Genomic DNA, 23,759 nt, shown 5'->3' on the forward strand with positions numbered 1-23,759 from the left:
CGTATACAGGAGTTTCATTCTGCCCCCTGTGCCAGATCCGAACTGTCACCTTCACAACATCTTTCGGTGTTGTTCAGGCGTTTGGACCCCGGCGCTGTCACGGCTGGGGGGGCGTTTGCGGCCCGTGCGGTGACTGACCTGGCGGCTGCGCTCCTGATAGCGGTGCACCACCGGCAGCCTCTCCTGCTGGTAGCGCTGCAGGGCCAGCTCCGGGGTGGCGGAGTTGCCGGGGGCAAGCCAGCCGGCCAAGGCCACCGCATCCTCCAGTCCTGCCGTCATTCCCCGGGCCTGGGATGAGCTCATCGCATGGGCGGCGTCGCCGATCAGGGCCACCCGCCCGGCAACGAACGCCGGCAGGGGGTCGATGTCGAAGGACCAGTTCGCCACCACCCCTTCCGGGTCCGTGGCACGGATGATGGCAGCGGCATCGGCGGGCAGCTTGGCCAGGGCCTCGGCCGGGACCCCCTCCTCCAGCAGCCTTTGCCGTGTGCCGCGGTCGGCGGGGAGCTCCTCTTCCTGGAAGAAGCCCCAGTGGGTGCGCCCGTTGCCTTCCCCATCGGGGCCCAGATCGAAGAAATTGGCGTAGATGCCCCGGCCGCGGGCATAGACGAAGAAATCGCCGCCGGCGCAGAAGGTCTCGTCGGTCACGACCCCACGCCAGACCCGATCGCCGAGGTACTGCAGGCGCCGCTCGGGGCGGAGCAAGGCGGCCACCTTGGAGAAGATTCCGTCGGCTCCGATCAGCAGATCGCCCGTCCACGGGGGGCCTTCGGCGAACTGCGCTTCGACGCCTTCCTGGCTTTGGCTCCAGCTGACGAGGCAGCGACCGCCCTGGAAGCCAACGGGATCGAAATGGCGCCAGAGGGCGTCCAGGATGGCGCGCCGGTGAATCAGCAGCGACGGCAACGCGTCGGCCTCCCTTTCGGCCGGGCTGGCTTCGATCAGATCACCCCTCAGGTTGCGGAAGACGAACCGCTGGACCGGATGGCCACCGACCAGCAGATCGTCGAGCAGACCGGGGATCGCGGCGGCGGCCACCGCCTCGACGCCACTTTTCACAAGCAGGATCCCGCAGCCTTCGGTGCGCAGCCGTGGTGAGCGTTCGAACAGGGTGACCCTGTGGCCCTGGCGCTGCAGGATCACCGAGAGCAGCAGGCCGGAACTGCCGGCCCCCACCACGGCGATGCGAAGGCCGGCGGGGGCGGAACTCATGCGCTCACGGCGGGCTCCAGGATGCTGGCATGGAGGACGTCCATCACCTCCAGGACCTTGCTGGTTTCTTCTGGATCCAGGCGCAGGGTGGTGGCGAGGTCGGCGAGAATCGTCTGCTCCTGATCCTGCAGCGGGCCGTCGGAGCGCATGATCTCCGCTGCCACGGCGTAGGCCGTGTGGCGCTGGCGGTCATCGAGCACCGAGGCCGCTTCCTCCATCAGCCCGATCGACCCCTTGGCCCGCAGGCCCTGAAGCAGGGTGTCCATCAGGGTGATCATCTCCTTGTCACTGCGACCCTTGAAGGGGGCGCGGTAATCAAGGGCGTGGCGCAGGGCCCGTGTGCCCGCCATGGTGAGAGCACCATCCCAGGAGACGGCGGCGAGTGCGACCGCAGCGAAGGCCGTAGGTGCGTCCATGGATCGCGTCAAAAGCAAGGAACACCCGTCATCGTTCTCTTCAGGGGTGCCTGTCAGTGGCCGATGTGACCGAATCCACGAAAGAGTCCCCGGCAGCGCCCTGCGGGCCTCAGCGCCTGGTCGCCGCCGCCCCGCCGTTCCCGCCTTCCCGGCACAGTTTCAGATAGAGGGCGTCGGGTTCCTGGTAGCGGGCCGGGCGGCAGTCGTGCAGGCGGGCCAGTTGCTGCCAGCACACGGTCCGCTGCACAGTCTTGAGGCTCTTGCCTTCCCGCACCAGCATGCCCATGGCCCGGCAGTAGGAGCCGTAGCGATCCTCCAGATCCCGGAGTTCGGCGGATCCGTCGGCGGCGGGGAGCTGGTCGGCTGGAGGACACATTCATCGACTTCAGCACCTCCCACCATGGCGCGACTGTGCCGAAGGGAACCAAGCGCGCAGGACGAGAGGCCCCTCCAGCTGAAGGCCACAAAAAAGGGCCCCGAAGGGCCCTTCAGCAGGTGCGGCCTGGGGGCTCAGCGAATGAACAACATCTCCTGGTAGGAGGGCAGGGGCCAGAGGTTGTCATCGACCAGGGCCTCAAGGCCATCAACCACTTCCCGCAGCTGATGCATCAGGGGCATCAGGGTGTCGGCGGAGTAGCGCATGTGGGCCATGGTGCCGTGGGGGGCCTGGCTGATGGCACTTTCGAGCGCACTGCTGAGTTCCATCAGCTTGGCGCTGAGGGATGCGACCTTGTTCTGGGTGTCCGGGGACACATGGAGGCCCACCGCGGTCTGCAGTTGCACGGAATGGGCCAGCTCACCCAGGTAGCGCATGGCGGCCGGGTAGATCTGGGTCTGGGCGATCTGCACGGCCAGCTTGGCCTCCACGTCGATGGCCAGCACGTACTGCTCGGCGTAGACCTCGAAGCGGCTCTCCAGCTCCAGGGGGGTGAGGACACCCTGCTGGGCGAACAGGTCGCGGACTTCAGGCCGCTGCAACACCGGCAGGGAATCGGCGGTGGTGGGCAGGTTCTCCAGGCCCCGCTCCTCCACGGCCATCCGGTGCCATTCGCTGGAGTAGCCGTCGCCGCCGAACACCACGTTGCCGTGGTCGGTCATGATCTGCTTGAGCACGGAGAAGGCGGCACCGGGGAGGCTTTCGCCCGCGGCCATCTTCTGCTCCAGCTGGTCGCTCACGTAGGCGAGCGAGTCGGCCAGAATCGTGTTCATCGTCACCAGGGGCCCAGCCACCGACTGGTTGGAGCCAACGGCACGGAACTCGAAGCGGTTGCCTGTGAAGGCGAAGGGGGAGGTGCGGTTGCGGTCGCCGGGGTCCTTGGGGAATTCCGGCAGGGTGTCGACGCCCAGCTGCATGACGCCGGCATGGGTGGAGCCCGTCACGTCGCCTTCCTTGATCTGGCGGAAGACATCTTCGAGCTGGCTGCCCAGGTAGACGGAGATGATCGCCGGAGGAGCCTCGTTGGCGCCGAGGCGGTGGTCGTTGCCAGCGGTGGCTACCACGGCCCGCATCAGGGGGCCGAACTTGTGCACGCCGCGGATGACGGCGCCGCAGAACAGCAGGAACTGCATGTTCTCGTGGGGGGTGCTGCCCGGATCCAGAAGGTTGCCCTGGGTGGGGTTGCCCACCGACCAGTTGACGTGCTTACCGGACCCGTTGATCCCCTCGAAGGGTTTCTCGTGCAGCAGGCAGTTCATGCCGTGGCGCCGCGCCGTGCTCTTGAGGATGGTCATCGTGAGCTGCTGGTGGTCGGTGGCCACGTTGGCCGCCTCGAAGAACGGGGCGATCTCGAACTGGCCAGGGGCGACTTCGTTGTGGCGGGTCTTGGCGGGGATGCCCAGCTTGTACATCTGGCGTTCCACGTCCTGCATGAACACCTGCACCCGCTGGGGGATGGCGCCGAAGTAGTGGTCGTCAAACTGCTGGCCCTTGGCGGAGGGCTTGCCGAACAGGGTGCGGCCGGCCAGCAGCAGGTCGGGACGCAGGGGCACGTAGGCGCTGTCGATCAGGAAGTATTCCTGCTCGGCGCCGCAGCTGGAGTTGACCGGGGCCACATCGGTTTCACCGAGCAGCCGCAGCAGGCGCTGGGCCTGCTTGTTCATCGCGGCGTTGGAGCGCAGCAGGGGGGTCTTCTTGTCGAGGGCTTCGCCAGTCCAGGAGATGAAGACGGTGGGGATGCAGAGGGTGAGACCGTTGGGGGTCTCCATCAGGAAGGCCGGGCTGGTGATGTCCCAGGCGGTGTAGCCGCGGGCCTCGAAGGTGGTGCGGATGCCGCCGCTCGGGAAGGAGGAGCCGTCGGGCTCGCCCTGCACCAGCACCTTGCCGGTGAATTCGGTGATCACCGAGCCATCGCCCTGTACCGAGATGAAACCGTCGTGCTTCTCGGCGGTGGCGTTGGTGAGTGGGTAGAAGACGTGGGCGTAGTACAGGGCGCCGCGGCCGGTGGCCCATTCCTTCATCGCCTGGGCCACCACGTTGGCCACCGAGACGTCAAGCTTGCCGCTCTCCCGGATCGTGCGCTGCACCGACTTGAAGATGTCCTTGGGCAGCGCCGCCTTCATCTTGGCCAGGCTGAACACGTCGCTGGCCCAGAGATCATCGAGGGATTCGATGGGAGGGGTCACCACCGGAACACGACTGTGAATCTCCTGCAGGGCGGCGAAGCGTTGGGGGCTGGGCATGGAAACAGCGTTGGTCGGCTGGAGGGTATCCAATCCTTGTGTCCTGCCCTATGGGTGGTGCCGTTGATACAGAACGGCAGGTTGCCCAGCGGGCCGGGCCGAACCCTCAGCTCAGGTACGAGCGGATCGCCGGCCGGCACCAGAACACCAGTGCCGCCAGGGTGAGGCCCCAGGCCAGGGGACCTGCCACGGCCAGCAGGAGGCGCTCTTCGCCCACCAGGGTCATCCGCACGATGCCGTAGGCCATCTCAATCGCCAGATCCAGCGACAGCGCCACGATTGCCAGCACCTGGCCCCACAGCCTCCACTTCAGCAACGCGACGCAAGCCACCACCCCCAGGGCCACCGCGGGCAGCACGGCGCTGGTGTAAACGACGACATTGGCCGTTCTCCAGATGCTGGTGAGCAGGATCGCCGCCAGGCCCAGCGGCAGGACCAGCAGGTTGGCCACCAGGCCGAGCCAGGCCAGGACCCGATAGCCCCGTGGTGGCTGGAGTTCCGCCAGGGCGGCCGGTGTCGTCAGGAGCGTCTGCATCCCTGTCATTGTCTCAGTAGCGGTCGGGGAGGGCGCCGTCCCGGTCGGATCGAAACACCAGGTCAAGGTCCGGCATCACCTGAGCCGCGATCGCCACCAGCGTCTCGAACAGTTGCTTGGTGTGGGGCGCGCCGGCCCCCATGGCTTCCCGACTCATCAGCACCAGTTCCAGCACAGGCCCATCCGCCTTGGCCTGCACGTCAGCGATCAGCTGCAGCCGCAGCATCTCGTGCTCCCCCCGGACCATGGCACTGAGGTGGGCGGGGGAGCGATGCTCCACGTCGGCGTGAAACCGCTGGATCAGGGGATCGAGGCGACCGATGAGTTCAGTTGGCGGCAGCGGCTGCCGGGGCCGGAAGAGGAGCAGAAAACGGGCCATGACGTCCGGCTGTTGTCCCCATCCTGAAGCCGGGACGAGGAAGTGCACCACCGTGCCAGCCAGCTCCGCTCAGCGCAGCTCGAACAGCAGCACATCTGCCCCATCGGCGCCGGCCTCGAAGCTGTCGGCTGGGGCCGCCGGAAAGCCGAGACCGTCGCCCCGCTGCAAAGGCTGCCCGAAGGCTGTCCCCTGGCCAGAGATCAGCTGCAACCAGCCAGAGGTCCCAGGGGCGATGGCCAGCGCCAGGCGCTCTCCTGCCGCAGGTTGTGCCCGCCAGAGGCGCACCGGCCGGTTGATGGCCAGGGCCCCCTGTCGTTCGTCCGGATCCAGCAGCGGCGTCCAGTCCGGGCCGAGCTCGAACGGCTCCTGGCGATAGGCGGGGGGGTGGCCCGCCCGATCCGGTTCGATCCAGATCTGCAGCAGCCGGCAGGGGCTTTCGCCCTGGTTCATCTCGCTGTGGACCACGCCGGTGCCGGCGCTCATCGCCTGAACCTCTCCGGCCCGCAGCACCTCGCTGTGGCCCATGGAGTCGTGGTGGTTGAGCTGGCCCTCCACCATCACCGTGATGATCTCCATGTCCCGGTGCGGATGCATGCCGAAGCCCCGGCCGGCGGCGATCGTGTCGTCGTTGATCACCCGCAGTGGCCCGAAACCCATCCAGGCCGGATCGTGGTGGTGGGAGAAGGAGAAGCTGTGCCAGCTGTCCAGCCAGTCGAGCTGGCTGTGGAACCGCTCCGAGGCAGATCGGAAGACAAGGGTCATGGGCTGGGGGGCCTGGGGTTGGGGGTCGTCAGGGTTGAATCGGTTCCATCCGCTGGAGGCGGTGCACGATGTCGTCGATGCTGCTGTCCTTCGCGGGGTTCTGGCGGCTGCTGGAGAGCTGGCGACCGACCACATGGGCCCCGAGGTGGGCCAGCTGGATGCGCAGCACGGCCAGCACCTCCACCCCGGGCCCGCCGGAATGGGTGGCGATCGCGATCGGCCGGCCGTTGAACAGGCTGCGGAACCCTTCCCCCTGGACCGAGAGCCAGGCGATGGCGCTGGTCAGCACCGGGGGCAGCGAGCCGTTGTACTCGGGGGCGCAGATCACCCAGCGAGGGGCGGCTGCGAGGGTCTGGCTGAGCGGGCCCACCTCGGCAGGAAGGCCGGCTTCGGCATGGGTGCGGGGGTTGTAAAGCGGCAGGGAGAGGTCCGTGAGGTCGAGCACGTCGGCCCCCATGCCGCGGGCGCGGGCCGCGGCGGCGAAGCGTTCAGAGAGGGCCAGGTTCTCACCGTTGCTGGCGCTCAGCACCAGAAGATCGGGGGCCATGTCAGGCGGGCTCCAGGAAGGGATAGTCGGTATAGCCGGCAGGACCGGCGGTGTAGTACGTGGCTGGGTCGGGATCCTGCAGGGGGGCGCCACGGCGGAACCGTTCGGGCAGGTCGGGGTTGGCCAGGAAAGCGTTGCCGAAGGCCACCGCATCGAGCTGGCCGGCGGCGATGGCGGCGTTGGCTTCCTCGGCGCTGTAGCCCATGTTCCCCACCAGCACCCCACTGAAGGCGGCCCGGATCGGGGTGAGCACGTCGCCGTGCTGCTGGCCGAGGAAGTCACTCCGCATCACGTGCAGATAGTCCAGCCCCGTTCCATTCAGCCGCTCCGCCAGCCAGCTGGACAGTCCGATGGGGTCGCTGTCGACCATCGCGTTGAAGCCGTTCAGCGGAGAGATCCGCAGGCCTACCAGGGGGCATTCGTTCTGCACGGCCTCCAGTACCTCCAGCAGCAGCCGGGCCCGGTTGGAGATCGGTCCCCCATAGGGACCACTGCGCCGGTTGCTGCCGTCCCGCAGGAACTGATCGAGCAGGTAGCCGTTGGCGCCATGGACTTCCACCCCGTCGAAGCCGGCGGCGGTGGCGTTGCGAGCGGCCTGCCGGAACCCGGCCACGATCGTCGGCAGTTCGTCATCGGCAAGCTCCCGGGGCTCGACGTAGGGCTGTTTCCCCTCGGGGGTGTGCACCTCGTCGCCGGTGATGGCGATCGGGCTCGGGGCCACCGGCTGACGGCCGTCGTTGAGCAGGGGGTGGCAGGCCCGACCGCCGTGCCAGATCTGCAGCACGATCCGTCCACCGGCGGCGTGGACCGCCTCAGTGGTGAGTCGCCAGCCCTCCACCTGGGCCGGCGAATGGATGCCGGGTTCATGCCAGAAGGCGGAGTTGCCCTCCATCACCATCGTGGCCTCGGCGATCAGCAGACCGGCGCTGGCCCGCTGCTGGTAATACGAGGCCATCAGTGGGCCCGGAACGTGGCCAGGTTCGGCGCGACCGCGGGTGAGGGGAGCCATCAGCACCCGGTTGGGCAGCTCCAGGCGACCCACCGTCAGGGGAGTGAACAGGTCGCTCATCGTGCGGAGACCGGCAAGGGAGAGTGGAAACAACCTGGACTGGTAGGGATCGTTAAGGTCATGGGAAGACTCTGGCGGACGCGCCCCTTGCCTGACAAGAACGCACCGACTGGTGCCTGGGTCACCCGCTGGTAACCCCCGTATCCGTGACCACGTTTCTCGACGACCTCGGCAGCAGCGGTGATCCCCAGGTCTGCCCGGCAGAACTGGCCCTGCGGGTCATGCGCGGACGCTGGAAGCTGATGATCGTGCGTGAGCTCAGCGGTGGTGTGCGCCGGTTCTCGTCGTTGCAGCGGTCGCTTCTGGGGGTGAGCCACAAGGTGCTGACGGCCCAGCTGCGGGAGCTGGAGGCCGATGCTGTGGTCTGGCGTCGGGTCTTCAGCGAAGTGCCGCCCCGGGTGGAGTACGGACTCACCGAGCGTGGTCAGGCACTGCTGCCCGTGCTGGAAGGTCTGCATGCCTGGGGAGCAGCAGCGCCTCCAGCGGGGGAAGCTGGGGAATGAGGCTGCGGCGGAACCAGCTCTCCGGCGCGATCCTCTGCAGGGCTCGCAGCAGCACCTGTGGCAGGGTGCGCAACTCGAAGGCGGCCCGCAGGGTGGGCCAAAGACCCTCGCGTCGGTAGAGCAAGGTCTCGAGCTGATCCCGCTGCAAGGGGGTGAGCGGTCCCCAGGTTCCGCCGATGGCAGCGGCGCGCTGGGCCACCGGCACGAACGGCAATGTTTGGCCTGGCAGAAGGCCCTCCACGCAGAGGGGGGCGGTGGCCTCCAGGGCGCGGGCAGCGTCTTTGCTCTCCAGGCTGAGTTCGGCGCCCGTGGCGCTGATCGCCTGCAGTCGTCCCGGTACCATCCCTCCCTCGTGGTGCAGCCGGACCGGCAGGGACAGGGCGAACCATGGCACCCCATCACTCCGGGGCCGATCCCAGCAGCTCCGGATCGCCAGCAGCAGCAGCAGAGCGTTGAGCAGGCTCCAGCCCAGCAGCACCCCGAGGGTGGCGACCGAGACCGGCAGCGCCGCCCCCTGGCCCGCCAGCAGCGGCTGCCGACCCGACGCCAGGTTGCCCAAGGCCAGAAGTTGCAGGCCGAGCAGCACCAGCAGCGGCAGTAACAGGCCCGCATCGGGGCCGGTGGCCCCCTGGCCGGTTACCGCCTTCGGGGTGACCCGGAACTGGCGCGGCCGCCCCAGGGCCGTGGACACCACGGCGGCGCAGATCGGCAGCAGGAAGATCCAGCGGTAGAGCTCCGGCAGGATCGCCGCCCGGGCGTGGCCACTCAGCCAGCGGGTGAACAGAAGTTGGCAGAGGAAGAACGGCAGGGCCACGCTGACCAGCGCCTCCCCGCCGATCAGGATCGGGGCAATGCCCAGCAGGCCCAGGCTGAGCGGTGTGCAGAGCAGCACCAACTGGGCCGGGAAACTGAACCAGTGCAGGATGCCCTCGCTGTAGGCCAGCCGTTGCAGTGGACTGAGCCCGGGGATCCGCAGCGGGTCGGCGCCCGTGCGCAGGGTCTGCAACGAACCGCTGCCCCAGCGGCAGCGTTGCCGGGCCATGGCCGCCGCCGTGAACGGGGCCAGGCCGGCGCTGAGCTTCTCCGAGAGGTAGTGGTTGCGGTAGCCCGCGGCCGTGATCCGGATACCGGTGGCGAGATCCTCCGAGGGGGTGGCCGTTTCGAAGCCCCCCACCCGCTCCAGGGCACTGCGCCGCATCACGAAGGAGGTGCCGGCGCAGACCACCGCATTGAGGTTCTGGCGGGTGGGCTGGATCCAGCGGTAGAAGCTCTCCTCATCCGGCAGCAGCCAACGCTCCAGCCGCAGGTTGCGCATCACCGGATCGGCATTCATGTAGCTCTGGGGGGTCTGCACGAACCCCACGGACGGATCTGTGAACAGGCCGACCGTGCGGCTCAGGAACGGCCGCAGGGGCACGACATCGGCATCGAACACCGCCACCAGATCGCCCTGGCAGTGGCGCAGTCCGTGGTTGAGGTTGCCGGCCTTGGCGTGGGCGTGGTCGACCCGGGCGAGGTAGCGGCAGCCGAGGCGGTCACTGAGCTCGGCCAGCTCCGGCCGCCCAGCGTCATCCAGCAGCCAGACTGTCAGCGCCGGGTAGTCCATCGCCAGGCAGCCCCGCAGGCAGCGTTCCACCAGTTCGGCCGGTTCCCCACAGCTGGGCACCAGCACATCGACCGCCGGGGCCGGCATCGGGATCGGGCCTGCGGCAGGCGCGGGCCGCTCGGGCAGGAGGGTGAACCAGAGCTGCAGGAAGAAGCCGGCCAGCAGCACCAGTTCGGCGGCCAGCGTCAGCAGGCTCAACGTGGTGGACAGAGAGGTGGCCAGGTTGAGACTTGCGCTGAGGCGCCAGCTCAGATAGCGGGCCCCCAGCAAGGTCAGCAGCAACACGGCCCAGGGCAAGCGCGTCATCAACCCTGTCCAATTGTTAAGCAAACCTAGGTGGTTTCCACGGGCCCCGGCCGCGGCCCCCCTCCACGCCAGCGGCGCCCATGAAAAAGCCCGGCTTCCAGGAGAGCCGGGCTTGGGGTGGAACGGGGATCGTTCCTGGCTTGTGTTGATGGGTCTGATGTCGGTGTGAGTTTGGACGATCAGAAGGGCTGACGATCAGGTCCTTGGGGACCGCTGATGGGTGATGACGAAACGGGGCCGAGGATGCCCACGCCGTCATAATCGCGCCATCGAAAAGAGGTCAGCTGAGATGGGGATCCGTGGGAGTCCCCGGGGGGTGGTTTTCGGAGTCGGAGTTGCGGGCGGTGGCACCTGGGGCCGAGGCATCCAGGAGCTGGTTTCCGTAGACCCGTGGGCACCTGAACGATGCATCGGGTGATCTGCAAGAGAACGGGAAACCGTTGGTGGGAACAAGACTGTTGGAGCAGGGACCTGCCGTCAACGAACTCCTGGCATCTGACCGGGTGGTGTCTCTTCCATCGCTGGAGCCTCCTGGTTGATGCAGTCACTCTCTCCCTTCTGGAGCGTCCTGGCTATAGGCAGTTCTGCTGATCTTCCCCTGGCCCGGAGATGACGGGCCAGGGGCGATCTCAGCCATCGCTGCGCTGGGCGATGAGGGCTTCGTAGGCCGTGCAGAACGCCTCGCCCAGGGCGTGCCGCAGCGGTCCGTCGTGGCGGAACGCCTCCAGGGCATCGGCCTGACAGGTGGGCAGGGAGGGCGCACCGTCCGGTGCCTGCACATAGGTGTTCAGGTCGCTGCGGGGACCAGGGTCGAGGCGGCGTTCGATGCCGTCGAGCCCCGCCGCCAGCACGGCGGCCTGGAGCAGATAGGGGTTGGCGGCGCCGTCACCGAGGCGCAGTTCAATCCGCTGGTCGTCGGGGATGCGCACCATGTGGGTGCGGTTGTTGCCGCCGTAACTGATCCAGGATGGCGACCAGGTGGCACCGGAGCTGGTGACGGAGCGGGCCAGGCGCCGGTAGCTGCCGGCCACCGGATTGGTGAGGGCGCACAGGGCCGGGGCGTGGGCCAGCAGGCCGGCGAGAAACTGATAGGCGAGTTCCGACAGGCCCTTCTCCCCCGCCGGGTCGTGGAAAACGTTGTGCCCAGCTTCATCCCAGAGGGAGGCGTGCAGGTGTGCGCCGTTGCCGGTGAGGGCCGGGATCGGCTTGGGCTGGAAGCTCACCCGCACGCCATGGCGTTCAGCAAGGGCGGCCGCCATGACCCGGAAGAAGGCATGGCGGTCGGCGGTCAGCAGGGATTCGGCATAGGTCCAGTTGAGCTCGAACTGGCCGTTGGCGTCCTCGTGGTCGGCCTGGTACGGCCCCCAGCCGAGGTTCTCCATGCCCTCGAGCAGTTCACTGATCAGGGGGTAGTGCCGCATCAAGGCCAGCTGGTCGTAGCAGGGCTTTGACTGCCGATCGAGTCCATCGGCGATGGCCTCCCGCTCAGGGTCCATCAGGAAGAACTCCGCCTCCACGCCACTGCGGAACTGCAGGCCCAGGGCGGCCGCCCGGGCGATCTGCCGTTGCAGAACACGGCGGGGGGACTGCTCCAGCGCCACGCCCTCCACCTGCAGATCGGTGGCCACCCAGGCCACCTCCTTCTGCCAGGGCAGCACCATCAGGCTGGTGGGATCGGGGATCGCCAGCACGTCCGGGTCGGCCGGCGTCATGTCGAGCCAGGCGGCGAAACCGGCGAAGCCGGCCCCGGAACGGGCCAGTTCGGCGGCCGCGGCGGCTGGAACAAGCTTGGCCCGCTGCACCCCGAACAGATCGCAGAACGAGAACAGGAAGTGCCGGATGCCATGGGTGGCGGCGAAGCGGGCCAGGTCGGTCATCGGTTGGTGGTGAGGGGATGGGGGACGGGGCCTTGGCCACGTCAGCCGGCGCAGAGCCGGTCCACGGCGGCCCGCAGCTGGCGCTGCTCGGCCGGGGCGTCCCTTGGATTGCCGGCCCTGTGCCCCTGGTCGGACTCCAGGACCTCGAAGTGGGCACCGCTGATCAGGGCGGCCTCGGCTCCGCAGTCCTCGGGGGTGAAGTAGAGGTCGTGGCGACCGGCGATCACGGTGGTGCGGGCCTCGATCCGGCCCAGGGCTGCGGCCAGATCGGCCTCGGCGTCCCCCGTGGCGACCCCCGCGGCGGCGGCCACGTCGTTCGCCAGCCAGACATCCAGCATCGCCAGCAGGTCGTGGGGGTCGTGGCGGCGGTAGGCCGGCAGCCAGGCCTCCTCCACGTAGGCCTCGACGCTGGTGTAACCCAGCTGCTGATAGGCACCGCGGCGGTAGAAGGGCTGGCTCGCGGCCCAGCTGGCGTAGATGAAGGCAAAGGTGCGCAACCCCTGCTCCGGCGCACCCCGGAAGCGGTGTCCATCCCAGCTGGAATCGGCGGTGAGGGCCTGGCGCAGGCTGAGCAGGAACACCCGGTTGTGGTCTGTGGTGCGCGCCGTGCCACACACACAGCACATCCGCTGGGTTCGCTCCGGCTCCAGCACCCCCCAGTGGTAGGCCTGCTGGGCCCCCATCGACCAGCCGTAGATCAGGGCCGGCGAGGTCACCGCGAACACCTCCTCCAAGAGCCGTCGCTGGGCGGCCACGTTGTCGCGGTGATCCACGGTCCAGCGGCCGCTGGCCAGCCCTGGATCACCGCTGCTCGGGCTGCTGGAGCGACCATTGCCGAACTGGCTCACCAGCACCACGCACCAGCGCTCCGGATCGAGGATCGGGCCCACCACCCAGTCGATGTCCTCCGGCCAGGCGCCATAGGAGCTGGGGTAAAGCACCAGGTTGGAGCGGTCATCGGCCAGGGTTCCGTAGACCCGGTAGTCGAGCCAGGCGGCGGGAAGTGTCCCCCCTGCGGCGAGGGGAAAATCCCCGAGCGCGAAGCGGCGCGGGGACGCGGGGGTGGGTGGCAAGGGATCGGGACTCAGGGGAGGGCGAGCAGGGAGGGGTCCTGCAGGAAGCTGCGGTGCACCGCCAGGTAGCCATGGCCCGTGTGCACCAGATGGGGGGCCAGATGGCCGTGGGCCTCGGCCAGGGCGTGAAAGGGCAGCGAGGGGTAGAGGTGATGCTCGACGTGGAACGGCATCTCCCACATCAGCCAGCGCAGGGGCCCCAGGGTGCTGGTGGTGCGGGTGTTGCTGAGGCCGTCGGTGTCCGTGCTGCAGCCGCCGTGTTCGGCCATCAGCACGAAGCGCAGCAACGGCTGGCCAACAGCGAGGGGCAGCAGCCAGAACCAGAACAGGGCGCCGTTGGCCTGCCACAGGGAGGCCACCAGCAGCACGGCGTAGACGCCGAATTGGAGCCGGATCGATCGGGTGACCGCCGCCACGGCCTCGGCGGGGATGTAGGGCCTGCCGCCGAAGTCACCAAACAGGCCGGCGGTGTGGCCCCGGACCTTGCCGATCAACCAGGGCAGGCCGCTCAGCTCGAGCAGGTAGCCGGCCAGGGTGCTGGCGGGCGCTTGCTCAAGTTCGGGATCGAGGCCCGGCTGGTGGGTGAAGCGATGGTGCCACTGGTGGTAGCGGCGGTAGTAATCAGCGTTGTAGAAGCTCAGCACTCCGGCCCACCAGGCCACGGTGTCGTTGGCGCCCTTGCTGGCAAAGGCAGTGCGGTGACCGCACTCGTGCATGGCGCAGAAGCCGAAGGCCAGGCCCCAGCCCAGCAGCAGCAGGCCCACCAGCCGCAGGGCCCAGAGGGCAGTGGTGGGAAGGGCCGGCGGCATGGGCCATCCCCACAGCAGAGCCCCCAGCCCCAGCACCGAGAGGTGGAAGGCCAGGCGGCGCCAGCCGGGCCCGTCCCGTCGCTCGTTGAGGCGCTGCAGCAGCGGACCGGACAGCAGCGGAACAGCGGCGCCCGGGCCGGCCGCCGGTGGCGCGGAGGGTGGGGAGGCGGTCAAGAAGGTCGCCGTTGGTCGGCGGAGGGAGACGTCGTCAACCCACTGTCCCGCTCGGAGTCCGCCGGACACCGTTCGTCACGAACACTTGCACCGGGTGTGGCTCCCGGTGGGGATGGTGACCCGCCGGGGGCCTGCGGCAGGGAAGAGTGGGATCTGTGTCGTGACGCTCCGGTGCCTTCCCTGCTGTTCTTCTCCCTCTGGGGCTTTGAGGGGCCCCTCACCACGGCCCTGGAGACGGCCGAGCGGGGAGGCTTCGACGGGCTGGAGCTGAACATCCAGCATCCGTCCCTGGTCGGCGACCCGGACGGACCCGCCCGCCTGCAGGAGGCCGGCAGACCCCTGGTGCTGGAGGTGGTCACCGGCGGCGGTTACGTGCCGGAGTTGGCCGTGACGCCGGTGCAGCATCTGGCGGAACTGGGCGGCCAACTGAGCCGATGCGCCGAGCTCCGTCCCCACCGGGTGACCGTGCTCACCGGCAGCGACGCCTGGCCCCTGGAGCGGCAACGGTCCTTCCTGGCCGAGGCCCAGGCGCTGGCCGCCGCCAGCGGCCTGCCGGTGAGCTTCGAAACCCACCGGTCCCGCTGCCTGGGGATGCCCTGGACGATCGCGCTGCTGCTGCAGGCCGTGCCGGGGCTGCGGCTGACGGCCGACCTGAGCCACTGGTGCGTCGTGGCCGAACGGCTGATGACCCCGGATCTGGAGCCGGTGCAGGCGATGGCCGACCGGGTCGACCACATCCATGCCCGGGTGGGCCATGCCCAGGGTCCCCAGGTGTCCCATCCCTTCGCCCCCGAGCACGAGGAGGCCCTGGCGGCCCATCGGGCCTGCTGGCAGCTGTTCAGCGCCCGGGCGCTGGAGCGCGGGGCGCCGCCGCCCAGCTTCACACCCGAATTCGGACCGGATGGCTACATGCCCACCCTGCCGTTCACCGATCAGCCGGTGGCCGATCTGCTGACGATCAACACGGCGATGGCGGAGTGGTTGCGCAGCCAGCCTTTAGCTGGAAACAGCGATAAGCTGTGTTCATCGTGAACAGAGTTACGTCGTGATGAACGTGATCGACGCCCCGACCGCCACACCGTCGGCCAACCCTTCCAGCGGAGGGTCCGATCTTCGCCAGGCTGCCCTGGTTGCTTCCCTGCGCGCCCGCTACGCCATCGCCGAGCAGCGCCAGGACGCGGACGCCAAGCGGGCCCTGTTCAAGGAGGCCGCCTACCTCGGCATCCGCCCCGACGCGTACCAGGGCTCCAGCAGCGCCGCGTAGATCGCCTGCTGGTGCAGGATCCGGGCCTCCAGCCGGTGCGGCGGCCCGGTGCGGAACCCCTCCCCGTACCCCCGCTGGGCGGATTCCACCAGCGCGCGGTCTTCGGCGAGGAACTGCACCATCTCCGCCATCAGGGCCTGCCCTTCCCCCAGGCGCTCCTGCGGGCCCAGCAACCACACCTGCATGGTGCAGCTGTCCAGATGGTTGGGCAGAAACTGGATCAGGGCCAGGCGTCCGTCGGGCCACAGCAGCAGGTGGTTCCAGGGCGGCAGACCGAAGGTGAGGAATTCGGCGTCCCCTTGCAGCCAGGGAGTGGCCAGCACGTTGGCCCAGGTACCGAAGCGATGGCTGTAGTGGCGTACCGGCCCCTGCATCCGGTGCAGGGTGGTGGGATGGGCGATGGCGACGTGGTAATCGTCGAGGGTGTTGTCGTGGGCGATTTTCCAGTTGCAGGCCAGGGTTCGCCTGTGGAAGGCCAGGGACACCAAAGGCCTGGCCAGGGCAATGGCGGCTTCCTGCAGCGGCAGATCGAGCTGGTCGTCGAGGGGGATCGGATCGGCACCGAGGGCCACCCAGATCAGGGAGGCCCGCACCTGGCAGGCGAGGGCCTCCAGCGGCCAGGCTTCGCGATCAAACGGTTCGACGAACTCCGCTTCGCGAGCGGCCGCCAGCAGCGTTCCGCCCAGGTCGTAGGTCCAGCCGTGGTACGGGCACACCAATCTGCGGCAGGCCACGGCCCCCTCGGCCGGCACCCGGAAGGCCACGGCCCGGTGGGGGCAACGGTTGCGGAAGGCCCGAACGACGCCATCGCTGCCGTGGCAGAGCAGCACCGGCAGGCCCAGCAGCTCCACCGCCCGGACATGGCCCGGGGGGAGCTCGGCGGCGGCGGCGACGGGATGCCAGAAACGCGATGCATAGTGCTCACTCTCGAGGGCGGCGACGGCCTCGGAGCGGTAGAGCTCCGGAGGCAGGAAAGCGGCTGTGGCGGCGGACGGCATAGCAGGGTGCTCAGAGCAGGGAGCCATCCAGGCTGCGCAGGCGGCCCGCCAGTTCCTCGCGCAGTTCCAGGAAGGGTTGGGACACCCGCAGGTGGCGCAGATCGGAGCGATCCAGCTGCACGGCCACGGTGTGAACGATCCTGCCGGGCCGCGGCGCCATGATGTGGACCGTGCCGGCGAGGAGCAGGGCTTCCTCGATGTCGTGGGTGATCAGCAGGGCCGTGAGCCCCGTGGTCTTCCAGAGGTCGTGGAGGAACTCCTGCATGGACTCCCTGATCTGCAGATCCAGGGCCCCGAAGGGCTCATCCAGCAGCAGCACCTTCGGCTCGGTGGCCAGGGCCCGGGCGATCGCCACCCGCTGCTGCATGCCCCCGGAGAGTTCCCGCGGCAGCAGCCGGGCCGCGTCCGCCAGGCCGACGACGTCGAGGAAGTAGGCGGTCCGCTCACGGATCTCTGCCTTGCCCCTGCCCTGGAGCGACAGGCCGAAGGCGACGTTCTGGGCCGCCGTGAGCCAGGGGTAGAGGCTGTACTTCTGGAACACCATGCCCCGGTCGGAGCCGGGGCGCCGGACCTGCTCACCATCCAGGTGGATGGTGCCCTCACTGGGCCGCTCCAGACCGGCGATCAGCCGCATCACGGTGGATTTGCCTGACCCTGAGCTTCCCACCAGGGCCATGAACTGCCCGGACACCAGCTCGAAGCTGATGTCCTCGAGGACGAGCTTGCGATCACGCCCCTCACCGAAGCTCTTGGAGACGTTGGAAACCTGGAGATGCATGGGGTTCAGTTGGCCCAGGAACAGGCCCGACGCATCAGGAATCGGAAGCCGAGATCGATGATCAGGCCGATCAGGCCGATCACGATCAGGCCGACGAAAATCTCATCGGTGCGCAGGAATCTCTGGGCCAGGCTGATGCGTTTGCCCAGGCCTTCGTTGGCCGCCACCAGTTCGGCAACGATCACGAGATTCCAGGCCGACGCCATGTTGATCCGGTAGGTGTCGAGCACCTGGGGAGCAATGAAGGGGGCCACCACCCTGGTGAGGATCGGCACACCCCGACCCCCCAGGGTGAGGGCTGTTTCCACCAGTTCGGAGGGAACGAACTTCACCGCATCCATGATCATCAGGGTGTTGAAGAAAAAGGTGCCGATGAAGATGAGCATCACCTTCGGCAGCTCTTCCAGACCGAAATAGATGATCAGCAGGGGAATGAAGGCCGGCGCCGGCATGTACCGGATCAACCCCATCAGCGGCTCGAGGAGATGGCAGATGGTTCGGTTCGTGCCCATGGCGATGCCGATCGGCAAGGCCAGCCCGGCGGAGATCACGAATCCCAGGAAGACCCTCTGGATGCTGGCGATGGCGTCCTTGACCAGAATCCCCTGCTGGAACTGATCGCTGCCCGCCTGCCACACCGCCCCGGGTCCGGGCAGGAAGAGCTTGTCGACCATGCCGCTGGAGGTGGCCAGAAACCACACGACAAAGACCGTGAGGATGCCGAGCACCCCCAGGACCCAGGGGTGATGGAAGAAGCGGCGCAGGGCAGGAGACCGGACCATGGCGGTCAAGGGGCGTTATCGACGAACTGGGAATTCAGCAGGTTGGTCAGGTCAGGCTTGCTCTTGGCCAGGCCTGTTTCCACCAGGAAGACGCTGATCTGCTCGGCGGCATAGGGCAGCGAGAGCATCGTGGTGCCCTGTTTGAAGTTGCTGCGGTTTTCCGCCAGGGTCTGGATGGTGGTGCCGGCGTTGTACGCCTTGAACTCCGCCTCGCTGACACCGGAGCGCTCCACCAGGATCGGCAGGGTGCCGCCGGGATCCTCCTCGATGGTCTTGAGGGTGGCGAACCAGGCGTTGACGATCTTCTGGACCTTCTCAGGATTCTTGGCGACGAAGTCGGTGCGGCAGACGAGCAGATCGCTGATCGCCCCCGGATGGTCCTTGGAGGTGGCCAGGGCCCGGCTGCCGGGACGCTTCAGGGCCTGGGTGGTGAAGGGCGCATAGACGCCCGCCGCATCCACCTTGCCGGCGGCGAAGGCCGCAGCAGCGGCGCCGGTTTCCAGGGGGACGAAGGTGATGTCCTTGGCGGAGAGCCCCGCCTCCTTGAGCACCTTCAGCAGCAGGAAGTGGTCGACCGTACCTTCCTCGGCGGCCACCTTCTTACCCTTCAGACCAGGGATGGAGGTGATTTCCACTGCGGCGATGATCTGGTCGTTGCCCGTGGAGAAATCGTTCTGCAGCACCACCTGCAGATCCGCACCGCCAGCCACGGAACTGATGGTGTCGTTGAGGGTCTGGCTGTTGCAGTCAAGCTGGCCGGCGTTGAGGGCATTGATGGAGTCGAGGTAGCCGTCGAACCACTGCATCGAGGCCGCCACACCCTGCGCCTTGAACAGGTCCTTGACCTCAGTGACTTTCCATGGGAACCAGCCTGGCCAGGCGCTGTAGCCGATCTTCACGGGTGCCTCCCGGCTCGCAGGTTGCTGGCAACCGGCCAGCAACCCTCCCCCGAGGGTGGCCATCAGGATGAGGGAAATCGCCCGGCGTTGACGACGAAGGAAGGAGGGTTTCAACATCAGGAGATTCGGGGAAAGGGTGGCGTCTGTAGATGGGGATCAGAGCTGATTTCGGCGTTTTGGACGATCACTTCGAGCGATGGCGTTCGCGGTGTCGGTGATGGTTGAAGCGCCTTTGCTGAGGGCGTCAGAAGAACTCCAGATAACGCTGCTGCTCCCATTCGGAAACCGCAGAGTGGTAAGACTCCCACTCTTCTCTTTTGTAGGTGATAAATGCCTTGAACATGGCATCACCGAATACGCTTTTGGCAAGTGGATCCTGGGAGAAAGCATCGACGGCTTCGCCGAGGGTTCTCGGCAGCATCGTCAGGCCCCGTTCAGCCCGTTCTGCTGCGCTGAGTGTGTAGGCATTGACCAGATTGGGCGCACCCGGATCGAGTTCTTCGCGGATTCCTTCCAGCCCGGCCGCGAGCATCAGGGCGGCGCCAAGATAGGGGTTGCAGGAGATGTCGGCGGCCCGGCACTCCACCCGTCCTCCCGGTGAGGGAATGCGCAGCATATTGGTGCGATTATTGTTGCCGTAGCACACGAAAACCGGAGCCCACGTGAATCCTGACATGCTCCCCTGCGCCACCAATCGCTTGTAACTGTTCACCGTCGGAGCGATCACCGCGCAGATGGCGGGTGCGTGGCGGAGAACGCCGGCGATGAAGTGCTCGGCCAGCCGGGTGACCTTCCCCGGGGTGGCTTCGGGGGTGGCAAACAGGTTGGCGCCCGTCTGTCCATCGGCCAGGGACATGTTGAAGTGGGCGCCGCTGCCGGTGCGGTCACCGAAGGGCTTGGGCATGAAGGTGGCCAGCAGGCCATGCCGATGGGCGATCTCCTTGGCCATCAGCTTGAAGAAGGTGAGCCGGTCGGCCATCGTGAGGACATCGGCGTAGTCGAAGTCGGTCTCGAACTGGCCGGGGCCGTCCTCGTGGTCGAAGGAATAGACCCCCCACCCCAAGCCGTTCATCGCCTGCACCAGCTCGTCCAGCCAGGGCAGGTTGTCGAGCAGGCCGCGCACGTCGTAGGCGGGTTTGTCGAGGGTGTCGCGGTCACTGAAGGGAACCCAGCCGCCCGTCGCCCCCTTCTTCAGCACGAAGAACTCGGTCTCAATGCCGAGGTTGAAGCGGAAACCCATGGCGGCGGCCTCCTGGCGCACCCGGCCAAGGATGTGGCGGCTGCAGGCGTCGAAGGGGCGGCCGTGCAGATGCAGATCACTGGCGAACCAGGCCACCTCCGGGTGCCAGGGGAGCACGGTGACGCTGGCGGGATCGGGAACCGCGGCCACCTCGTCGTCGCTCACCTCCTGGGGAACGCCGTCGAGGGCCGCCCCTGTGAACAGTTCGGAGCCGGCCATCATCTGGCCGAGGTGCTCAAGGGGCACGGCCTTGGCCTTGCTCACCCCGTGCAGGTCCACGAAGCTGGCCAGGGCGTAGCGGACGCCCTTCGCGCGCAGGTCGGCCTGCAGGGCCGTGGTGGAATCGGAGGAGGGATGCTGGTGACTCATCAGGCGTGCAGCAGGGCGGGGGAGGTCTGAACGGCCTGGCGCTGGGCGTCGAGCCAGGCGTGCCAGGCCTCGAAGCCCTCTCCGCTGGTGGCGGAGAGGCGGAACACGGCGCAGCGGGGATTCACCTGGCGGATGTGGGCTTCGATCCGCTCCACATCCACCGGCAGGTGGGGCAGGAGGTCCACCTTGGTGATCAGCACGCAGTCGGCTTCCCGGAACATCACCGGGTACTTGAGCGGCTTGTCGTCGCCCTCGGTGACGCTGAGGAGCGCCACCTTGCGGTGCTCACCGATGGCGAACTCGGCGGGGCAGACCAGGTTGCCCACGTTCTCCACCCAGAGGATGTCCAGGGCGGCGGGATCGAGGCGCTGGCGGAGCAGCTTCAGGCCGCCGCTGACCATGGCGGCATCCAGGTGGCAGGCACGGCCGGTGGTGATCGGCACCACCGGAATCCCCACGGCCTCCAGCCGCTCGGCGTCGAGCAGGGTGGTCATGTCGCCTTCCAGCACAGCCATGGCCCAGCGGCCTGAGAGGGCGGCCAGGCTGCGCTCCAGCAGGGAGGTCTTGCCGGCGCCGGGGCTGCTCATCACGTTGAGACAGAGCAGGTTCCAGGCGTCGAAGTGCTCGCGGTTGTGCTCGGCCCGTTGCTGGTTGGCCGCCAGCAGGTTGAGGCCGAGGGTGTCTTCGAGGGGCATGTGCATGGCGGATCAGCAGGCGGGGGTGAAGCAGGGTGCGGTGGGCTGTGTGGTGGCGGTCTCGAAGCCGTAGGCGACGGAGCGGATCCGCAGTTCGCGGCCGCTGACGATCTCCTCCATCGGGTGCTGGCAGCAGGGGGAGCGGAAACCGTTGGCTGGATCGGGGCTGTAGGTGGCCTGGCAGCGGACGCAGCGACCCACCAGGAGCACCGACTCGATCACCAGCTCGGCGCCGTCGAGCCAGCTGCCCTTGACGGCATCGGCCCAGGTGACCACCAGCTGGTCGGGTTCGACGCAGGTGAAGGTGCCCACCTCAAGGTGGACCCGATCCACCGCCGGCACCCGGGGAGCGTGCTGCTGCTTCCACTCGTTCATGGACAGCAGCAGGCAGCGGGTCATGTCGACTTCATGCATGCCCTATCTCCAGGCGCGGTCGACCTGCATGTTGCAGTCCCTGGAAAGCCAGGCGGGGGCTGACTTGCGGGGCAGCTGGCCGCTCACCACGAGGTGGGCCATGGTGTCGCAGATGACCCGGGTGGCCATCAGGGAGGTCATGTCGCTGACGTCGTAGGGGGGGGAGACCTCGACCACCTCAAGGCCGCAGACCGGCACGTTGCGCACGATCAGCTCCAGCAGCTTCAGGGCTTCACGCGGCAGCAGTCCCCCCGGCTCGGGCCAGCCGGTGCCCGGCACGAAGCCGGCATCGATGCAGTCGATGTCGAAGGAGATGTAGACGCAGTCGGTGCCGTCGGTGGCCCGTTCAATGGCGTACCTGGCCGCCGCTTCCAGGCCCATGTCGCAGATGTCGGTGACGGTGAGCACGTTGGTGCCCCGCTCGCGGCAGACCTTCACCCCTTCGCGCGGCACCTGCCAGCCGCCGATGCCCAGCTGCACCAGGTTCTCCGCCGGGGCGTTGGCCATGTTGGTCGCATGGAACCACGGGGTGGTGTGCATGCGTTCGTCGAGGTCGGTCTCCTGGGTGTCGACGTGGCGATCGAAGTGGATGATGCCCACCTTCTTGTCGCCGAGGTGGCGGCAGACGCCCCGGACGGTGGGGAAGCCGATCGAGTGGTCGCCGCCCAGGATGATCGGGAAGGCGCCGCTGGCGAACACGTGGGCGATGCCCTTGGAGATCTGGTCGAAGCTCTTCTCGTTGTTGGCGGGGATGGTGAAGATGTCACCCACGTCGCAGAGGGTGATCTGCTCGCGCAGGTCGACCCCCATTTCGTAGTTGTACGGGGTGTACAGGGCTGAAATGCGCCGGATGCCCTGGGGGCCGAAGCGGGTGCCGGGGCGGTAGGTGGTGCCGCTGTCGTGGGGCACGCCCACCACAGCCACGTCAAACTCCCCGACCCGGTTCACATCCTCCAGGTAAGGGGCCTTCATGAAGGTGTTGATGCCCGCGTAGTGGGGCAGTTCACCGCGGGAGAAGGTGGAGATGCGCCGATCGACGATGCTGCTGGCCGCCTCCAGGCCGTAGCGAAGTCCCTGGTCAACCTCCTGTTGCCAGCCCGTCAGGGGCAGGGCGGCTTCTTTCTCCAGGGCCCGGGCCCCTTCGCTGCCGGCAGGGTGACCACCCCGCGCAAAAGCATCGGCCGCATCAGCTGCGCTGCCGCTGGACGGTTCATTCATTCAGACCTCTGGGCACGGTGGGAATGGGGCGGTCTCCCGGGCTTTTGTCCCTCCGTGCCACTCGCTGTTTTGGGGGCGTGGGCCACACACAACAGTGAATGTGCTTCTCTCGGACCAGGCATCCATTCCACTGGTGGCAGAGCCAGCTGTGGGGGATCGGAACCCTAGAAGCAACTTCCGCTCAGGCATGGTGAAGGTCCATGGGGCTGACCGTTGTGACGGTTGCTACAGGAACTCCCTGGTCGGCTCAGGTGGGGCAGGGGAGACCCGCCGCCTTGCGGTTGGTTTCGCGGCGCAGCAACAAAAAGAGGTAGTCCGGGTCCTTGTACTGGCTCGGCAGGCACTGGTGCAGCTGCTCAAGGCGGTGCCAGCAGACCGTTCGCTGGATCTTCTTCAGGGTTCGTCCTTCCCGGACCAACAGACGCAGGGCCTTGCAATACATCGAATAGTTGGCCTCCAGTTCACCGATGGTGACTTTCGGGATCGTGGCCTTCGGCAGGGACGCTGGAAGCGATCGGGTGCTCATCGGCCATCCTTCGGGGCAGGCCCCGCAGAGATCCTTCCACTGTCGTCCATGGCCGGCCATCGCGCGCCCCCCAAACGGGGACATTGCCGCTGGACGCACCGCCCGGGGCTGCTGCTGCCGGCGGTGCCGATGGGGGCCGGCCATGGGGGTTCGCTGACCCGAACGCGGCGATGGTGCTGCACCCCTTCCGATTCGGTTAAGGTTTTGGCAACAGATCGACACCAGCCATGAACGCTGACCATCCCGTTCTGAATGCGCTGCTGGCGCAGCTCCGCTCCCTCAACGAGCAGTACAGCCGTCTGCCCAACGAAATCAACCGGTACCGCGTTGTCCGCCAGGAGCAGCTGATCTCCCAGTGGGCCCCAGGCTTCAGCCTTGCTGTCTGAGCCGCCCTGCGCCTCAAGCCTTGCATTGATTAACTTTCCATAAGATATCGATACCTCTCCGGTGAGGCCATGAACAAAAATCATCCCGTCTACCACTCGCTCGTCTCCAGGCTGGAGAGCCTCAAGGATCAGTACCGGCGCAATCCCTGCGAGACAAGCCGCTATCGGCTGGTACGACAGGAGCAGTTGATTGCCCAGTGGGTCCAGGGCTCCGATTTTCCCGCCTGAGGCTGTCTCAGCGAC

27 protein-coding genes and 1 riboswitch are annotated in these 23,759 nt (G+C 67.5%); of the genes, 5 read left to right on the forward strand and 22 right to left on the reverse strand.

What is annotated here, in order from left to right:
• Positions 1–51 precede the first annotated feature (51 nt).
• From KUG43_RS00810 to KUG43_RS00850, 9 genes are all read right to left on the reverse strand, one after another.
• Positions 52–1,212, reverse strand: coding sequence for an FAD-dependent oxidoreductase (locus tag KUG43_RS00810; protein WP_216905236.1), 1,161 nt, complete (start codon positions 1,210–1,212; stop codon positions 52–54).
• Complete coding sequence (locus KUG43_RS00815; RefSeq protein ID WP_216905237.1) at positions 1,209–1,628, reverse strand: tellurite resistance TerB family protein; 420 nt, start codon at positions 1,626–1,628, stop codon at positions 1,209–1,211. The genes KUG43_RS00810 and KUG43_RS00815 overlap by 4 nt, the downstream gene beginning before the upstream one ends.
• Positions 1,629–1,737: 109 nt before the next feature.
• Positions 1,738–2,004 (reverse strand): DUF3136 domain-containing protein, encoded by a 267-nt coding sequence (locus KUG43_RS00820; protein ID WP_216905238.1) that lies wholly within the window; start codon positions 2,002–2,004, stop codon positions 1,738–1,740.
• A gap of 134 nt (positions 2,005–2,138) precedes the next feature.
• Complete coding sequence (locus KUG43_RS00825) at positions 2,139–4,307, reverse strand: glutamine synthetase III family protein (protein ID WP_216905239.1); 2,169 nt, start codon at positions 4,305–4,307, stop codon at positions 2,139–2,141.
• 106 nt (positions 4,308–4,413) lie between these two features.
• Positions 4,414–4,842, reverse strand: a complete 429-nt coding sequence (locus KUG43_RS00830; protein WP_216905240.1) for a Hepatitis C virus core protein — start codon at positions 4,840–4,842, stop codon at positions 4,414–4,416.
• 13 nt (positions 4,843–4,855) lie between these two features.
• Positions 4,856–5,221 (reverse strand): hypothetical protein, encoded by a 366-nt coding sequence (locus KUG43_RS00835; protein ID WP_216905241.1) that lies wholly within the window; start codon positions 5,219–5,221, stop codon positions 4,856–4,858.
• Between the two features lie 69 nt (positions 5,222–5,290).
• Positions 5,291–5,983: a pirin family protein gene (locus KUG43_RS00840; protein ID WP_216905242.1), complete on the reverse strand. Its 693-nt coding sequence runs from the start codon at positions 5,981–5,983 to the stop codon at positions 5,291–5,293.
• A gap of 28 nt (positions 5,984–6,011) precedes the next feature.
• The gene (locus tag KUG43_RS00845; protein WP_216905243.1) at positions 6,012–6,530 is read right to left on the reverse strand and encodes an NADPH-dependent FMN reductase; all 519 of its coding nucleotides are present in this window, start codon (positions 6,528–6,530) and stop codon (positions 6,012–6,014) included.
• A 1-nt stretch (position 6,531) separates the two neighbouring features.
• Complete coding sequence (locus tag KUG43_RS00850) at positions 6,532–7,599, reverse strand: alkene reductase (RefSeq protein ID WP_216905244.1); 1,068 nt, start codon at positions 7,597–7,599, stop codon at positions 6,532–6,534.
• Between the two features lie 146 nt (positions 7,600–7,745).
• Between KUG43_RS00850 and KUG43_RS00855 the strand changes: the two genes are divergently transcribed.
• A complete protein-coding gene (locus KUG43_RS00855; RefSeq protein ID WP_353617879.1) occupies positions 7,746–8,102 on the forward strand; it encodes a winged helix-turn-helix transcriptional regulator in 357 nt (118 codons plus the stop codon).
• Here KUG43_RS00855 and KUG43_RS00860 read toward each other — a convergent pair.
• The 4 genes from KUG43_RS00860 to KUG43_RS00875 all read right to left on the reverse strand — a co-directional run bounded on the left by KUG43_RS00860 (position 8,011) and on the right by KUG43_RS00875 (position 13,947).
• Complete coding sequence (locus tag KUG43_RS00860; protein WP_216905245.1) at positions 8,011–10,014, reverse strand: glycosyltransferase family 2 protein; 2,004 nt, start codon at positions 10,012–10,014, stop codon at positions 8,011–8,013. The two genes, KUG43_RS00855 and KUG43_RS00860, sit on opposite strands and share 92 nt — an antisense overlap.
• 629 nt (positions 10,015–10,643) lie before the next feature.
• Positions 10,644–11,891, reverse strand: coding sequence for a type III glutamate--ammonia ligase (glnT, locus tag KUG43_RS00865; RefSeq protein ID WP_216905246.1), 1,248 nt, complete (start codon positions 11,889–11,891; stop codon positions 10,644–10,646).
• A 41-nt stretch (positions 11,892–11,932) separates the two neighbouring features.
• On the reverse strand, positions 11,933–12,964 hold the full coding sequence (locus KUG43_RS00870) for an alpha/beta fold hydrolase (RefSeq protein ID WP_216905247.1): 1,032 nt from the start codon (positions 12,962–12,964) through the stop codon (positions 11,933–11,935).
• An 11-nt stretch (positions 12,965–12,975) separates the two neighbouring features.
• Positions 12,976–13,947, reverse strand: a complete 972-nt coding sequence (locus KUG43_RS00875; RefSeq protein ID WP_216905248.1) for a fatty acid desaturase — start codon at positions 13,945–13,947, stop codon at positions 12,976–12,978.
• 171 nt (positions 13,948–14,118) lie between these two features.
• Here KUG43_RS00875 and KUG43_RS00880 point away from each other — a divergent pair, with 171 nt between their 5' ends.
• Together KUG43_RS00880 and KUG43_RS00885 are read left to right on the forward strand one after the other, a co-directional pair.
• Entirely contained in the window at positions 14,119–14,979 is an 861-nt protein-coding gene (locus KUG43_RS00880) for a sugar phosphate isomerase/epimerase family protein (protein ID WP_353617880.1), read from the forward strand.
• 16 nt (positions 14,980–14,995) lie between these two features.
• Positions 14,996–15,211, forward strand: coding sequence for a hypothetical protein (locus KUG43_RS00885; RefSeq protein ID WP_216905249.1), 216 nt, complete (start codon positions 14,996–14,998; stop codon positions 15,209–15,211).
• Here the strand turns inward: KUG43_RS00885 and KUG43_RS00890 are convergent.
• The 9 genes from KUG43_RS00890 to KUG43_RS00930 form a co-directional block, all read right to left on the reverse strand.
• The gene (locus KUG43_RS00890) at positions 15,160–16,209 is read right to left on the reverse strand and encodes an aromatic ring-hydroxylating oxygenase subunit alpha (protein ID WP_216905250.1); all 1,050 of its coding nucleotides are present in this window, start codon (positions 16,207–16,209) and stop codon (positions 15,160–15,162) included. The two genes, KUG43_RS00885 and KUG43_RS00890, sit on opposite strands and share 52 nt — an antisense overlap.
• Before the next feature lie 10 nt (positions 16,210–16,219).
• A complete protein-coding gene (locus tag KUG43_RS00895) occupies positions 16,220–16,987 on the reverse strand; it encodes an ABC transporter ATP-binding protein (RefSeq protein WP_216905251.1) in 768 nt (255 codons plus the stop codon).
• Positions 16,988–16,992: 5 nt separating this feature from the next.
• The gene (locus KUG43_RS00900) at positions 16,993–17,769 is read right to left on the reverse strand and encodes an ABC transporter permease (RefSeq protein ID WP_216905252.1); all 777 of its coding nucleotides are present in this window, start codon (positions 17,767–17,769) and stop codon (positions 16,993–16,995) included.
• A 5-nt stretch (positions 17,770–17,774) separates the two neighbouring features.
• A complete protein-coding gene (locus KUG43_RS00905; RefSeq protein WP_216905253.1) occupies positions 17,775–18,785 on the reverse strand; it encodes an ABC transporter substrate-binding protein in 1,011 nt (336 codons plus the stop codon).
• Between the two features lie 127 nt (positions 18,786–18,912).
• A complete protein-coding gene (gene glnT, locus KUG43_RS00910; RefSeq protein ID WP_216905254.1) occupies positions 18,913–20,277 on the reverse strand; it encodes a type III glutamate--ammonia ligase in 1,365 nt (454 codons plus the stop codon).
• Positions 20,277–20,978, reverse strand: coding sequence for a hydrogenase nickel incorporation protein HypB (gene hypB, locus KUG43_RS00915; protein ID WP_216905255.1), 702 nt, complete (start codon positions 20,976–20,978; stop codon positions 20,277–20,279). Before hypB ends, glnT (KUG43_RS00910) begins: the two co-directional genes overlap by 1 nt.
• Positions 20,979–20,984: 6 nt before the next feature.
• Positions 20,985–21,386 carry a hydrogenase maturation nickel metallochaperone HypA/HybF gene (locus tag KUG43_RS00920; RefSeq protein ID WP_216905256.1) on the reverse strand — a complete coding sequence of 134 codons (402 nt, stop codon included), beginning with the start codon at positions 21,384–21,386 and terminating at the stop codon, positions 20,985–20,987.
• Positions 21,387–21,389: 3 nt separating this feature from the next.
• The gene (speB, locus tag KUG43_RS00925) at positions 21,390–22,604 is read right to left on the reverse strand and encodes an agmatinase (protein WP_216905257.1); all 1,215 of its coding nucleotides are present in this window, start codon (positions 22,602–22,604) and stop codon (positions 21,390–21,392) included.
• 31 nt (positions 22,605–22,635) lie between these two features.
• Positions 22,636–22,783: riboswitch (guanidine-I (ykkC/yxkD leader) on the reverse strand.
• A 68-nt stretch (positions 22,784–22,851) separates the two neighbouring features.
• Positions 22,852–23,130, reverse strand: a complete 279-nt coding sequence (locus KUG43_RS00930; protein WP_216905258.1) for a DUF3136 domain-containing protein — start codon at positions 23,128–23,130, stop codon at positions 22,852–22,854.
• 227 nt (positions 23,131–23,357) lie between these two features.
• On the opposite strand from KUG43_RS00930, the gene KUG43_RS00935 reads away from it, so the two are divergent.
• The gene (locus tag KUG43_RS00935) at positions 23,358–23,516 is read left to right on the forward strand and encodes a hypothetical protein (RefSeq protein ID WP_216905259.1); all 159 of its coding nucleotides are present in this window, start codon (positions 23,358–23,360) and stop codon (positions 23,514–23,516) included.
• Between the two features lie 69 nt (positions 23,517–23,585).
• Complete coding sequence (locus KUG43_RS00940) at positions 23,586–23,744, forward strand: hypothetical protein (RefSeq protein ID WP_216905260.1); 159 nt, start codon at positions 23,586–23,588, stop codon at positions 23,742–23,744.
• Positions 23,745–23,759: the final 15 nt, after the last annotated feature.

It is taken from the genome of Synechococcus sp. CCY 0621, assembly GCF_019038465.1.
In the GTDB taxonomy this organism is placed as follows: Bacteria; Cyanobacteriota; Cyanobacteriia; order PCC-6307; family Cyanobiaceae; genus Cyanobium.